Raw genomic sequence first — 14,374 nt, forward strand, 5'->3', positions numbered from 1 at the left:
GTATAAAATGACGATTTAATTTATAATTTGAAGCAGTTTGAATGTTCAAATATATTTAATCAAGTATATTTAATCAAAATATATTGAAAAATTATGCGTCATAAAAATAAATTTATTGAATCTCCTAATTTACCTTTACCTGAAACTCTGAATCGAGGTATGCCAGAGAACCAGTTAGATGAATTAGAAACCTATGAGAATTTATATTTATCAAGCTGCCAACTAGAAGGAAATAAAGGAGTAAGTTTTAATTGTGTATATTTTGACAATACTAAAGTTGTCAATACTTATTTTAAAAGGCTAGATTTACAGGATATTCAAATTAATAAGAGTGATTTTGCGAATACAGAATTAGAAGAGGCTTCTTTAAATAGAGTAGAGTTTGTTAACTGTCGATTATTAGGATTGAGAGCAATAAAATCCAGATTTAAGAATGTTCTTTTTAAAGGTTGCCAAGGGGAACTATCGCAATTTAATTTTACTAAATTTGAGCGAGTAATATTTGAGGATTGTATGCTTAAAGATGCAATTTTTTCAGATACTGTATTAAAAAATGTAAAATTTATTAATTGCCAAATGGATAATGTTGCACTTACTAATGCTAAATTTAATCATACAGATTTTCGCGGTTCTGAGATAGAAGGATTACAAATTAACATCAACCAGCTTCAAGGTGCGATCGTGGATATATTTCAAGCTGGTTATATCCTTCAACGGTACACAAATGTAATAGTAAAGGCTGTTGATGAATAAATAGAGATAGTTAGATAATTTGAGGTCAAAAATGACAGAAGAAAAATCAATTAATATCTGGAATTATAAACCTTGGTGGTGTCAACCTTGGTCAATATTTCTCACTACTGTAATTATAATTAGCGCTAGCTGGTTAATCTTTAAAATTATCTGGTTAACTATCATTGTCGCAATTCCTATGTTAACTTGGATGATATTTTTTATATTTATTTATCCCAAATTAATCGCGAGTAGTGGTGATTTAAAATCTGAGTGATTTAATTTTATATCCCCTCTAAGAAGTTGGGGATATTAGAGCATGTTTGAAAAGTTTGGGAAGGTATAATTTGTCATTCTAAGCGAAACGAAGTGGAGCGTACTCCGAAACGGAGAAGCAAGCTACGCTCTTAGAGGATGTTTGAAAAGTACCCCGAAATGTCATGCTGAGGCACGTTCGCGTAGCGTGTCCCCTTGGGACTCAGCATCTCAATATACGCATGAAACGCAAGATTCTAGCCTGCGGCAACGCGTAGCGCGTACGTTCCGTAAGACTCCACTCAGAATGACAATTTATACCTTGTCCGACTTTTCAAACATACTCTTAGCGTTCCCGAAGGATAAAATCTGGAGTTTAGCCCACATACTGAGATGCTACTCTACGGGAACGCGTAGGCGCTTCGACTTCTCGTAGAGTAGCGCGAACGTTCCTCAGCATGACATAGAAGGAGACTTTTCAAACAACCTCTTAGTAAAAACTTACTTTTTCTCCCTTTGCCTATCTATTTTTTCATTTCCCAAACTCTTCTCAATAGTTCCTTCCGTAGTTAATTGTCCCAATGCACCAGTTACCATTAACTTGGGTAAACTTTCAATATCCTGCAATCGTGTCAACCTACTTTCACCTGTAGTAATATCACGATGGACAACAACCACCGAAGGCACAATATCAGCGCCAAATGCATCAAGTAAAGCTGGGTTGTGAGTAGTTACCAAAATGTCGATTTGGCGTTTTCTACCAATTTCATACAGCATTCTCGCAAGTAATTCAGCACGGGAAGGATGTAACCCATTATCAACATCTTCAAAAATTAATTGACTGCGTTCTGGTACTGTTAAAAGAGCCGTTAGAATGGCAATAAATCTCAATGTACCATCAGACATACTCCGAGCATCAATTTCTTGAACTTGTCCATTTGTCCATTCTTCCTCGCAATATAACATCGCATCGCTAGCGTATCTACCAACAGGTTCTGCCCAAACTTTTAAGATATTTCCTGCAGGTAAACCACGCGCATATTCTAATAGTGTATTTTCAACTTCTTCCTGTTTGCGTGATGAAAGTCCAGCAATTACACCAGCTAAATTAGAAGCATCACTTTCCAAAGTTTTAGAAAGTTGTGAAAAATCTCGCATCTTGGCAGGAATCGGATTAAATATATAGATTTTTTCGAGATTTTCAATAACGTGATTAACTTCAGAAACATTATCAAGGACGTATGTATTTTTAAAATAGGTTAGAATCGACTTATTATTACTAGGTAGAGTCCAACGTGCGTTTTTATGATGGGTAGCAATCTTGAGAATATTTTTGCGATCGCACTTAGAATCGACGTAACTGGTTACAAAATCTCGTTCAAATATAATTGTCTTTTTATCCCGTTGATATTCACGACAGGTGATTTTTTCTTCGAGAATCATGGCATCAGGTTTTGTTCCCACTGTGACACCATATAAGTAGTCTATTTGTTCCCCTTCTCCACGAACTAATGCTTTCAAAGTAAACTCTCGTTCGGGTTTCAGTGCTGCCCAGCTAACACCACCACGAATAGGAGCAAGTATTTTATCCCCTCCTAATGCGGTTTCGATTTGATGTCCATCAACTATACGTTTTAAAAATTCAAATGCTTCGACTAGATTTGATTTTCCACTAGCATTTGTACCTACTAAAACCGTAAGTGGGTAAAGCGGTAATTCCGCATAACGAAAACTTTTCCAGTTTTTTAGAAAGAGTCGCTTGAGCATACCCACTTCAAAATAAATATTACTTCAATTGTCCCTTGATTTATCAATTAAAACATCTGGGTTTTCCTCAGCTTGATTGTAGTTTCTCAATTTTTATCAAAACTTGGCAATGATTCAACTTTAAACACTCCTGCACGCCATCTATCGGCAAGTTCTTTGATAAAACTAGCTAAAGGTATCGCCACTAACAATCCAATAATCCCTCCCAATTTAGCTCCAATTAATAATGAAATTACTACCCATACAGGATTCAAACCTGTTAAATTACCGAGTATTCTAGGAGCAATAAAGTTAGAGTTAATTTGGTCGATTCCCACTGAAACAGCGAGCAATTCTACACCTAACCAAAAATTCTGTAAACCGACTAATAAAGCTACTATTAGAATACCAATAGTTGTACCAAAAGGGAAAAGTGAAAAGAAGCCGATTGTCAGTCCAAATAACAAAGCTAGAGGTATTTGCAGCAATAAAAATACTAGTATTAATGTAACTGAAAGAATTGCACCTAATGATGCTTGACCAATAAAATAATTTTGAAAATCTTCACGTAGTAATTGTCTAACTTGAGTGCTTATATGTGCTGGAAACCATTGAAAAATACCGTCCCAAAGTTTGTCACCGTTTAATACCATATAGATTGTTAATACTACTGTTAGCAGTACATTTACCAGCGTCCCAATTGTATCAACAGCAATACTGAGAATACGACCTGTAAAAGTTTGTAATTGACTGGATAAACGGTCTACAAGTTGAGTGATTAAACCACTAATATTGATTGGTAATTCCTGCTGTTTGAGTGCCCAATCTTGAAAAGCTTGTAATTGTTGCGAACCCGATTCAATCCAAGTCGGCAGAGCATTTGCGAGTTCGTAAATTTGTTCGAGAATCAGTGGTACAAGGGTTATACCTAAAGCCACAACCAAGACAATTGTCAGTAACAATGCTCCTGCGATCGCAAGTTTTCTTTTTATCCCTTGGCTTTGGAAAAATTCGATGGGATAGTCAAGAATAAATGCGAGTAATATTGCAGCAACAAAAACATTAACTAATGGTTGAAAATACTGAACAAACTGTAGCAATACCCAACCATTGAGAATGGCAAGGGGAAAAGCGATTCCAATACTTAACCATCGAGGTAATTTGGTAACTTGCATCGTTATTTTAAGTTATGATTCATGACGTAGAGACTACCCGATGGGTCATCTTTCTTAAATATTGAATTACGAATTAATAAAATCTTGTAAAATTCTTTGATGTACTGGTCCTAAAAGACGTTCTTCTTGGGCATTTTCAGAATAACAAACACCTTTATCAATCTGTTCAGGTGTTAACAAACCCATATCCCACCCCTCATTGAGAACTAGCTGATTAAATTCTACTTCCAGAGGTGCGTGAAAAACATGACGCATGACTTTTTCATCTGGATAAAAACCAAAAAAAGTAAATGTAGAAGGCAAATTATAGCCAATCTCCTCTAATATTTCCCGTTGTACTGCCACTTCTGGAGTTTCCCCCGGTTCAATATGTCCTCCAAACAAAGCCCAATATCCCGGATAAAGGATAGTCGGAATATTATCCCGCAGTTGCATGAGAAACTTTCCATCCCGATATAAAATTGCGATTGCAACTTCAGCCACTTCTTTATTCTCCTCATCATTTATTCATAATTATTTATAGAATCATCGCTAGTATTAATTATTACTTTTCTTCCAGATATATTCCTCCCTGTTCTTGTCCAGCTAAAGGAATACTCTTGTAGCGAAGTTGACCTTTAAAAACAACTTGCGAACCCACACGTAAATCGGTTTGATTGGTTAAAACCACAATCGAACCAGTAGAATCTTTTAACTGATAAGCGTGCTTGTTCAATAGGGGTATATGCTTTTCGATTTTGCCTTGAATATAGACAGTGGTGTTATTTTGCTGCGGCGTTAATTGCCGAATTGGCGTGATATTCGCACCAATCGCATTCATACTCGAAATATTCACATTCCCACAACCCGCTAACCCAGACAAGAAAAATAGAGCCAGAGTCCTACGAAATACAGAGAAAGAACGGTAAAAAAAGTGTACTTGTTCCATAGCACCCCAAATTTGAACGTGGGATAAATTTGAATTTGACATCAGTATCTGTCTTGTCGCTATTTTAATCGAGCTAGTTTCCAAAAATACCACGCTTTTTAATTTTGGAAATACACTCTACTACTGAGGCAAGGAATCTGAGAAGATATTTACTTATGGAGAGAAAAGGGTATCAAGCATTGCCAATAATGTTTACCCATTCCCATTCCCCCATCCCCCATCCCCAATGCCCAATTAATGATGCAAACAGCCAAAATACTTGATGGAAAGGCATTATCTGCCAAAATTCAGCAGGAACTATCGACAGCAATTACCAAGGTACAGTCCCAAATTGGACGTTCTCCTGGTTTAGCTGTACTCATGGTTGGTGATAATCCCGCTTCTGCTGCCTATGTACGGGGAAAAGAACGTGCTTGTCAAAAAGTAGGGATTAACTCCTTTGGTAGGCATTTTCCCACGAATACAAGCCAAGCCGAACTGGAAGCGGAAATTGCCGCACTTAACCAAGACGAACGGGTTGATGGTATCCTCGTGCAATTACCCCTACCCGCACACTTAAACTCGGTAGAACTGCTACACAAAATCGAACCCGATAAAGACGTAGATGGATTACATCCCCTAAATTTGGGAAAACTGGTGCGAGGGGAAGCAGGTTTACGGAGTTGTACCCCTGCTGGAGTGATGCGGCTTTTAGAAGAATATAAAATAGAACTACAAGGGAAACAAGCCGTAGTAGTTGGACGCAGCATCTTAGTTGGTAAACCCCTTGCCTTAATGCTATTGGAAAAAAATGCCACCGTGACAGTAGCACATTCGCGATCGCACGACCTCGAATCTATCTGTCAAACAGCAGATATCCTTGTTGCGGCTGTGGGAATTCGTGAACTTATTACCCGCGAGATGGTGAAACCGGGCGCAATTGTGGTAGATGTGGGAATAAATCGCATAGTCGATGCGGACGGCAACAGTAGCTTAATCGGAGATGTCCACTTTGAGTCAGTTTCGATTGTTGCTGAATATATTACCCCCGTTCCTGGAGGTATCGGACCTATGACTGTGGCGATGTTACTACAAAATACTGTTTCTAGTTATCTCAAAAAAGTTGAGATTATGGAATAGTTATTAGTAGAAATGCGAAATTACCCGTCTGTACAGTAGGAAATACCTAAGCATTAACAAATAACAATTAATCATCAAAACTCAACTTACTCCCTTACAATTCTAACCTAGATGACAAAAGTCCAAGGAAACTTAGCATGGTAGCAGCCGATAATATTCAGACAACTTCAACCGAAACCAAGTTTGACCTTCTTTCCTATCTCAAGGTAAGACAGCAACTTTGCGAAACAGCACTGGACAAAGCTGTTCCCATGAACTACCCAGACAAAATCTACGAAGCAATGCGCTATTCATTGCTAGCTGGAGGCAAACGGTTACGTCCGATTTTATGCATTGCTACCTGCGAAATGATCGGGGGCACAATTGAAATTTCCATGCCCACAGCCTGCGCTTTGGAAATGATTCACACAATGTCCCTAATTCATGACGATTTGCCCGCAATGGATAATGACGATTATCGACGGGGCAAGTTGACAAATCACAAGGTTTATGGTGAGGATATCGCAATTTTAGCAGGGGATGGTTTGCTGGCATATGCCTTTGAGCATGTTGTCACTGAAACCAAAAACGTTCCCCCAGATAGGATTTTGCAAGTAATTTTCCGTTTAGGACGGGCAACGGGTGCTGCTGGTTTGGTTGGTGGTCAAGTCGTCGATTTAGAATGTGAAGGGAAAACAGATACTTCCTTAGAAACCCTCAACTTCATCCACAACCACAAAACTGCCGCACTGTTAGAAGCTAGTGTGGTTTGTGGGGGAATTTTGGCAGGTGCTTCACCAGAAAATATCCAAAGTTTGTCCCGTTACTCGCAAAATATCGGGCTAGCTTTCCAGATAATTGACGACATTCTGGATATAACTTCTACCCAGGAGAAACTTGGTAAATCCGTAGGTAAAGACCTAAAAGCACAGAAAGTCACCTATCCTAGTCTCTGGGGAATTGAAGATTCCCGTCAAAAAGCGAACCAATTGATTGAAGAAGCTTGTGCCGAACTCAAACCCTATGGTGAAAAAGCACAGCCACTGATTGCTTTGGCGCATTTTATCACCAGTCGCGATCGCTAAGAAACTGACAAGGAAAAGTATCTATACAGCTTAAAAACGGGGTGACTCGAAGTCGTCTTCTAATTTTGAAATCTGTGGGTTTAAAAATTCATAAATTAAAGATTCGCAGATCGATTAGCAAGACTATTTTTTCTCTGTGGTAAATTCCCTGACAGCCTGCAACAAAAGTTATCCCGTTCTGCTGACTTTGTTTTGCTGACTTTTTTCTGTCTGGTTGCATTCAAGACTTTTTTTCTGACAATGAACACTGCTATTATTTGCTTTCCCTATCTAAAATACCATGCAGGACATAGGCGACATCTTAAATAACCGAGTGCTGCTAGTTGCCCTCATTGCTTGTCTAATTGCTCAAGTTCTGAAACTTGCGATCGAAATCATAAAAAACCGCAAACTGAATGTCCAGGTATTAGTCACCACTGGAGGAATGCCGAGTGCCCATTCAGCTTTAGTTACAGCTTTAGCAGCAGGAGTTGGGCAAACATTAGGTTGGCAAACCCCAGACTTTGCAGTTGCAATGGTTTTTGCCATTATTGTGATGTACGATGCGGCAGGGGTTCGTCAAGCAGCAGGCAAGCAAGCACGCATCCTCAACCAAATGATAGATGAATTATTCCAGGAACACCATGAATTTAAGGAAGATCGTCTCAAGGAATTACTTGGACATACACCGTTTCAAGTAATTGCTGGTTCGGTTTTGGGTATTACTATATCTTGGCTAGCGAGAGCTGCTTATTAATTGTGATTATTTAGATATACTGCCCACGGGTAAAAACTGAACTTTTGTCATGCTGACTTATGTTGCATCTTTAAGGTTTTTATGCAATCTAAAAGTATAGTTGTAACCCGTTTTTAGTATACTTAGGAACTTCCAGAAAATAAAATACCCCAATTATATAATTATCAATCGTATTATTCGTAGGGTATCCCCGCCCCTTATATATTGGGACAATCTATTTTTTGGTGTTCCCTTACAAAAAGGAACTTCCAGGAAATAAAATCTTCAAATCATATACTTACCAACACTATCATTCGTAGGGTATCCCCGCCCCTTATATACTGGGACAATCTATTTTTTGGTGTTCCCTTACAGAAAGGAACTTCCAGGAAATAAAATCTTCAAATCACATACTTCCCAACACTATCATGCGAAGGGTGGGGAGACCCCACCCCTACGGTTGGCTTGGGATACAGATATTCCTAACCCAGTTTCTCTATTGTGGAAAAAGCTGGGTTAGGAATGTCGCGTCAATTCAGTTTGCTGTCTATTTGTGTCGCTTGTTGTGCTGATTTTGGGTTTGCATACTCAATTGCTAATAAGGGAAACTGGGGACTTCTGTACTATCTGTTGTACTTGTTCTGTTGAGTTCAATATTTTCTGATGGTGGTTTTACCTGTTTGTACTTCGCTGTAGAAATTGTGAACAAAAATTTCGGTAAAATAATGCAAGCGATCGCATTCACGGCAGTGAGGAATAGAATATCCACCAATGTCATAGAAAATCTCCATTTTGAAGATTAGGTTCTATTTATTAGTTTGCAACAGAATACTAAATAATAGTTAGCGGGAATATTGGTAATTTATAAAGACTATCATCAGGAAAAAATAATATTTCAATAGTTAAATTATGTCTAAAGGGGGATGCTTTGATAAATAATTTGAGATTTAGCTGGAAATACCATGCCCAATTGCGGAAAATCTCCCCCTTTCTGATTCAATTATTGGTGTGAACATTTACCACAGAAATGTGGACTAAATTTACACGACGGAGTGCTGGTTAGACTGTAGGTTGTGCAGAAGGGAAAACTAGTCACCACATCATGGCTAGCTTTTTGCAAAGTAATAACATGATGTTGTTGAATTGACTTAGCTCCCATCACCATAATTATTGATATTAATCTCGGTAATGCCACACAAGCAATTGTGCTTGCCAAAGTTAGAAACAGAATATCCATCGAATTCATTGTTAATTACCTCTTGTGCGATCGCAGAAAATCAGTGAATTTTTGGATTTTGGTTACTATACAATCCAATCCCCAAAAAACAATCTAAAATTCATATTGGAAAAGCGGTCTTTGAGAGGAAGCACTTTGTGCTACCGATTCAACCTCAGCTACTGTTGCTATTTAGTTATATAGCTATTTACTGATAATAGTCTATCACAGCATAGAGTATTCTCGATGGATAAATCCAGATTCCTAAAGAAAAGCAGAGAGAAGAGATTGTATGGTTTTAATCAGATATCTTAGCTAAATAGCGAAATCTGCTGTGTGTAAAATATGCTTAATTTTTAAGTGAGGTGGTTATGGTAAAAACATCTGTTGACCCAAGTTTTTTCTCAACCTATACAGAGCAAGAACGTCGTGTTGCCAAGGATTTGATTGATTATTCTGACGTGCAAACATTGCCAGAAATTTGGGCTGTGGTAGCAAAACGACACCCAAACATTGTTGCAGTTCGTGACCCCCATGCCAAGCCAGAAGTTGCTTTTACATATACCCAGCTATATGAGAGAATTCAGTGTTTTGCCTCTGGGTTGCAAGCTTTGGGAGTGAATCCAGGAAATATGATTTCCTTACTTTCGGATAATTCTCCTAGTTGGTTAATTGCTGACCAAGGAATTATGATGGCTGGAGCGGTGAATGCAGTACGGAGTTCCTTGGCAGAACGAGAGGAATTACTATTTATTATCGCCAATAGTGGCAGCACAGCTTTAGTATTGGAAGATTTGAAAACCTTGAAAAAGCTGCGTCAGGGTTTAAATGAATTACCAATTGAGTTTGTTGTTTTGCTTTCGGAGGAACAACCAGAAAGCGATGACAGCTTAAAGGTGTTGAATTTTAGTCAATTGATGGAAATTGGCAAACAGCATAATTTCCAATCCGTCCAACGGAAGCGGGAGGATTTAGCAACTTTAATTTATACTTCGGGTACAACTGGTAAGCCTAAAGGTGTAATGCTCAACCATGCAAATTTGATGCATCAGGTGACATCCTTGGGTTCAATAGTTACGCCAAATCCAGGGGATATGGTTTTAAGTATTCTCCCGACTTGGCATAGTTACGAGCGCAGTTGTGAGTATTTTCTCTTTGGTCAAGCTTGTACGCAGATATACACAAATTTGCGGTCAATTAAAGCCGATTTGAAGAAATTTCAACCCAACTATATTATTGCTGTGCCGCGTTTGTTGGAGTCGATTTATGAGGGGGTACAGAAGCAGTTTCGCGAGCAACCTGCCTCAAAACAACGGTTGGTGAATAATTTACTGGGTATTAGCGAAAAGTATATTAAAGCCAAACGTATTGCTGAAGGTTTAGATTTGGATAATTTTCACATATCGGCTTTACAGCGTTTAGCAGCGAGCATTCAAGCAACTGTACTATCACCGTTACATGCTGTCGGTGAAAAGCTAGTTTACAGTAAAGTTCGAGAAGCGACAGGGGGAAAGGTTAAGCAAATGGTTAGTGGTGGTGGTGCATTACCTCGCCACATCGACTTGTTTTTTGAGATAGTGGGAGTTGATATTTTGGTCGGTTATGGATTAACTGAAACCTCTCCTGTCACCCATGTACGAAGAAAATGGCGAAATGTCAGAGGTGCGGCAGGACAGCCAGTACCGGGAACCGAAGTAAAAATTGTTGACCTAGAGACACGCAAACCCTTAGGGATGGGGGAAAAGGGTTTAGTGTTGTTGCGTGGACCACAAATAATGCAGGGTTATTATCAAAATCCTATCGCGACTGCAAAAGCCATTGATAGCCAAGGTTGGTTTGATAGCGGTGATTTGGGTTGGGAGAGTGAGAATAAAGACCTAATTTTAACCGGACGTGCCAAGGATACGATTGTATTAACCAATGGCGAAAATATCGAACCGCAACCAATCGAAGATGCTTGTTTGCGATCGCTCTATATTGACCAAATTATGCTCGTCGGACAAGATCAACGCAGTATTGGGGCTTTAATTGTTCCCAATGTTGAAACCTTGGCAAAATGGGCAGAATCACAAAATTTGCAACTGTGTATACAATCCGACAATGTTACACTGGCAGGCAGCCAAAAAGTAAATCTGGAGAGTAAAATTGTCCAGGATTTATTTCGCCAAGAAATGAATCGAGAAGTGCAGAATCGTCCTGGCTATCGTTCAGACGATCGCATTAATCAGTTCAGACTAATACTGGAGCCATTTTCGATTGAAAATGGCATGATGACACAGAAGCTGAGTATTAAGCGACATGTTGTGATGGAGCGCTATTGCGATACGATTAACAACATGTTCGCCTAAAGCCTCCACAATTGCAAACTAACGAGTGAACGTGAAACATTTATGGACGTGTCCAAACAACTACTTTTAAAACGCTCTGTCAACGTCAAAGCGATTGTCACCACGCTTTGGAAGGATGAAGTACAGCAACAACTCCAAGCTCAAATCATCCAAATCGACCAGCAATTACAACAACTGGACATCCAAGGACAAAGAGCGGTTGCCGAAATTCAAAAGCAATCAATGCAACCTCCTGGACCCCAAACCTTGCAACAAATTGATAATATTCAAGGACAGGTAAACGAGAAGAAAAGCGAACTCCTGGAACAAAAAAACCAGAGTTTGCAAAACCTTCAACAAGTTCAGATGTTGAACTTAGACGAAGAAGTAAACCAGTTCCAAATGGAAGGTTTTTTCCGTGTTGAACCTGGTGATAACTTGATTAACAAGTTGCAAGTAGAAATTGTTTTGCGTGATGGCATCGTTGAAGAAATTCGCGGTGACGTTTAATTAAGTTAGGAGTTAGGAATTAAGAGTTAAGAGTTATTGTTCTTACATTTCTAATTCCTAATTCCTAACTCCTAATTCCTAACTCCTATTTTTGTTCTTGCAAACCAACCCAAACTATTTTCCACATGGGAGGAGAATTAGCAAGTATAGTTATACCAAAACTAGTGAGTTCAACACGGTAGCGGATAGTAGTGGGATAGTTTCGTACTGTTACATTTTGGGTAATAGTGACTAAAGCTTGATTGGCATATGGATAAACGACTTCGACTTGGCGTTTGGTGCGATAAGCGGAGCTTAATCCCGGAGGCATATCGCTTTTATAAGTATCAAATACATCCATCGCTAATGATGCTGGATCACTACCCTGAAGTCCAGATTTGACACTTTCTAAAGGTATGGTTTTATATTTTGCCCGTTCTGGATTTATTGCTAGATTTGTAGTAGGAATTGCCACACGCGGTTGTTGCGCTTGCACGTTTTGATTTGTGGAAATCGCTGTATTTAGCTGGCGGTTAGTCAAAATAGAACCAGCTGTGGCTGTGGCAAAGATACTAAGTAGTAGTATCATAAAAATCTTTAACTTTGCCGACATAATTAAAACCATGTTTCAAAGATTTTTGTTAATCAACTTGGCATTTTAATACTTATTTGTCAGCAAACCTCCTATTGCTTTAGGTATAAATCTTCTTTGTTAGGAGTTAGGAGTCAGAATTCTGGAGTTAGGAGTTAGGATTCAGGATTCTGGATTCAGAATTAATTAATGTAGGGTTTTATCGCACCCCCCTAACTTTAGAGCCTAATCCCTATTATCTTGTTTTCACGTCACCACAAATACATTATCTATAGACCGAGTGAGTGTAGTATAGTTCCTCCTAGCAATTTTAGATTTTGGATTATGGCTTTTGGGGAAGTTTTTGTGATTTCTTCATACAAATTTTATATAAAACAGGTTAATGTTATGCTTCTAAAAATCCGGAAAGGGCAAAAAGAGAGATGGAGGTATTAAGGAAATAATGCCTAATCTCCAATCCCTAATCCCAAATTCAAGCTACAATTCTATCTGGCATTCATCTGCTGTTCATTCCCACAATTATCGTATCGATTTAACCAACTACTCCCATGAGCATTTACGAAGTATTCATGCCCGCACTTAGTTCCACCATGACTGAAGGTAAAATTGTTTCCTGGGAGAAATCCCCTGGGGATAAAGTGGAGAAGGGTGAAACAGTAGTGGTTGTCGAGTCGGATAAGGCAGATATGGATGTGGAGTCCTTTTATGAAGGATATCTAGCACATATTTTAGTTCCAGCTGGCAATTCTGCACCTGTTGGAAATGCGATCGCGTTTATTGCCGAAACTGAAGCGGAAATTGCCGATGCGATCGCAAAAGCAAGCTCAACAACATCAACACCAGTATTAATACCAGTAGCAGCAAGTAGTGGTGGAAGTGCAACCGCAGTTGTCGAACCTGTGACTGCGACTCAAAATGGCTCAAACCATCGCGAAGGTAGAGTTGTAGCTTCTCCTCGTGCAAAAAAATTGGCAAAAGAATTCAAAGTCGATTTAAATGCGATCGCAGGAAGTGGTCCTTTTGGTCGTATTGTTGCTGAAGATGTGGAAGCTGCTGCTGGTAAAGTTTCTGCACCTCCTACTGTAACCCCAATTATTGCACCAGTTACAACACCAGTTGCTGCGATCGCGCCAAAACCCGCACCAGTCGCTGTAGTTCCCGGACAAATAACCCCATTTACGACGCTGCAAAACGCTGTTATTCGCGGAATGGTTGCCAGTCTGGGAGTACCGGAGTTCCGTGTTGGTTATACCATCACTACCGACGCACTCGACAAACTATACAAGCAAATTAAATCAAAAGGCGTAACTATGACCGCATTACTAGCGAAAGCTGTTGCGGTAACGTTACAAAAACATCCTTTATTAAATGCTAGTTATTCTGACCAAGGTATTGTTTATCACTCTGGCATCAATATCGCTGTTGCTGTGGCAATGGATGATGGTGGATTGATTACCCCAGTATTGCAAAATGCTGACCAAATCGATATTTACTCGCTTTCCCGCAACTGGAAATCTTTGGTTGAACGTGCTAGAGCAAAACAACTGCAACCGGAAGAATATACCACAGGTACTTTCACCGTTTCCAATTTGGGAATGTTTGGTGTAGATACATTTGATGCTATTTTACCACCAGGACAGGGTTCGATTTTGGCAATTGGAGCATCGCGATCGCAAGTTGTTGCCACTGCTGATGGAATGTTTGGTGTGAAGCCGCAAATGCAAGTAAATATTACCTGCGATCACCGAATTATTTACGGTTCCCATGCTGCCGCTTTTTTGCAAGATTTGTCGAAGTTAATTGAAACAAACGCACAATCGTTAACAATGTAGTTAGGTACGGGATAATCCCCGTCTTACAAATGATACGATTGGGATATTTTATTTTCTGGAAATCCCCAATTAAGTAAAATAGATTTTTTTAGTAGGGGCAAACGGTTGTTTGCCCTTATTTTATTGTTTTACCTTATTTTATTGTTTTACTTTATTTTATTGTTTTACCTTATTCATATTGCAC

General features: G+C 39.1%; 15 protein-coding genes. 8 read left to right on the top strand and 7 right to left on the bottom strand.

Translation table 11 applies throughout. From position 1 onward, the window contains the following. Positions 1 to 93 precede the first annotated feature (93 nt). Positions 94 to 753, top strand: a complete 660-nt coding sequence (locus CK510_RS14555) for a pentapeptide repeat-containing protein (RefSeq protein WP_095722387.1) — start codon at positions 94 to 96, stop codon at positions 751 to 753. Positions 754 to 784: 31 nt separating this feature from the next. After that, complete coding sequence (locus CK510_RS14560; protein WP_095722388.1) at positions 785 to 1,009, top strand: DUF6737 family protein; 225 nt, start codon at positions 785 to 787, stop codon at positions 1,007 to 1,009. Between the two features lie 479 nt (positions 1,010 to 1,488). On the opposite strand, the gene CK510_RS14565 is transcribed toward CK510_RS14560, so the two are convergent. From CK510_RS14565 to CK510_RS14580, 4 genes are all read right to left on the bottom strand, one after another. Continuing rightward, positions 1,489 to 2,754, bottom strand: a complete 1,266-nt coding sequence (locus tag CK510_RS14565) for an AAA family ATPase (protein WP_095722389.1) — start codon at positions 2,752 to 2,754, stop codon at positions 1,489 to 1,491. 86 nt (positions 2,755 to 2,840) lie between these two features. Beyond that, the gene (locus CK510_RS14570; protein WP_095722390.1) at positions 2,841 to 3,908 is read right to left on the bottom strand and encodes an AI-2E family transporter; all 1,068 of its coding nucleotides are present in this window, start codon (positions 3,906 to 3,908) and stop codon (positions 2,841 to 2,843) included. 66 nt (positions 3,909 to 3,974) lie between these two features. Beyond that, positions 3,975 to 4,391 carry an NUDIX hydrolase gene (locus CK510_RS14575; RefSeq protein WP_281257027.1) on the bottom strand — a complete coding sequence of 139 codons (417 nt, stop codon included), beginning with the start codon at positions 4,389 to 4,391 and terminating at the stop codon, positions 3,975 to 3,977. A 61-nt stretch (positions 4,392 to 4,452) separates the two neighbouring features. Next, positions 4,453 to 4,878, bottom strand: coding sequence for a hypothetical protein (locus tag CK510_RS14580; RefSeq protein WP_245912154.1), 426 nt, complete (start codon positions 4,876 to 4,878; stop codon positions 4,453 to 4,455). A 195-nt stretch (positions 4,879 to 5,073) separates the two neighbouring features. On the opposite strand from CK510_RS14580, the gene folD reads away from it, so the two are divergent. From folD to CK510_RS14595, 3 genes are all read left to right on the top strand, one after another. Beyond that, positions 5,074 to 5,955 carry a bifunctional methylenetetrahydrofolate dehydrogenase/methenyltetrahydrofolate cyclohydrolase FolD gene (gene folD / locus CK510_RS14585; protein ID WP_095722391.1) on the top strand — a complete coding sequence of 294 codons (882 nt, stop codon included), beginning with the start codon at positions 5,074 to 5,076 and terminating at the stop codon, positions 5,953 to 5,955. A gap of 137 nt (positions 5,956 to 6,092) precedes the next feature. Next, positions 6,093 to 7,019: a geranylgeranyl diphosphate synthase CrtE gene (crtE, locus tag CK510_RS14590; RefSeq protein ID WP_095722392.1), complete on the top strand. Its 927-nt coding sequence runs from the start codon at positions 6,093 to 6,095 to the stop codon at positions 7,017 to 7,019. Positions 7,020 to 7,299: 280 nt separating this feature from the next. After that, entirely contained in the window at positions 7,300 to 7,755 is a 456-nt protein-coding gene (locus CK510_RS14595; RefSeq protein ID WP_095722393.1) for a divergent PAP2 family protein, read from the top strand. Positions 7,756 to 8,329: 574 nt separating this feature from the next. Here CK510_RS14595 and CK510_RS14600 read toward each other — a convergent pair. Both CK510_RS14600 and CK510_RS14605 read right to left on the bottom strand, forming a co-directional pair. Continuing rightward, the gene (locus tag CK510_RS14600) at positions 8,330 to 8,512 is read right to left on the bottom strand and encodes a hypothetical protein (RefSeq protein ID WP_095722394.1); all 183 of its coding nucleotides are present in this window, start codon (positions 8,510 to 8,512) and stop codon (positions 8,330 to 8,332) included. A 222-nt stretch (positions 8,513 to 8,734) separates the two neighbouring features. Then, positions 8,735 to 8,980 (bottom strand): hypothetical protein, encoded by a 246-nt coding sequence (locus CK510_RS14605; RefSeq protein ID WP_095722395.1) that lies wholly within the window; start codon positions 8,978 to 8,980, stop codon positions 8,735 to 8,737. Between the two features lie 341 nt (positions 8,981 to 9,321). Between CK510_RS14605 and CK510_RS14610 the strand changes: the two genes are divergently transcribed. Further along, positions 9,322 to 11,298, top strand: coding sequence for an AMP-dependent synthetase/ligase (locus CK510_RS14610; protein WP_095722396.1), 1,977 nt, complete (start codon positions 9,322 to 9,324; stop codon positions 11,296 to 11,298). A gap of 42 nt (positions 11,299 to 11,340) precedes the next feature. Further along, complete coding sequence (locus CK510_RS14615; RefSeq protein WP_095722397.1) at positions 11,341 to 11,787, top strand: YlqD family protein; 447 nt, start codon at positions 11,341 to 11,343, stop codon at positions 11,785 to 11,787. 85 nt (positions 11,788 to 11,872) lie between these two features. Here the strand turns inward: CK510_RS14615 and CK510_RS14620 are convergent, their stop codons facing one another. Next, the gene (locus CK510_RS14620; RefSeq protein WP_342745963.1) at positions 11,873 to 12,355 is read right to left on the bottom strand and encodes a hypothetical protein; all 483 of its coding nucleotides are present in this window, start codon (positions 12,353 to 12,355) and stop codon (positions 11,873 to 11,875) included. A gap of 551 nt (positions 12,356 to 12,906) precedes the next feature. On the opposite strand from CK510_RS14620, the gene CK510_RS14625 reads away from it, so the two are divergent. Next, positions 12,907 to 14,190, top strand: a complete 1,284-nt coding sequence (locus tag CK510_RS14625) for a dihydrolipoamide acetyltransferase family protein (protein ID WP_095722398.1) — start codon at positions 12,907 to 12,909, stop codon at positions 14,188 to 14,190. Positions 14,191 to 14,374: the final 184 nt, after the last annotated feature.

It is taken from the genome of Brunnivagina elsteri CCALA 953, assembly GCF_002289455.1.
Taxonomy (GTDB): Bacteria; Cyanobacteriota; Cyanobacteriia; order Cyanobacteriales; family Nostocaceae; genus Brunnivagina; species Brunnivagina elsteri.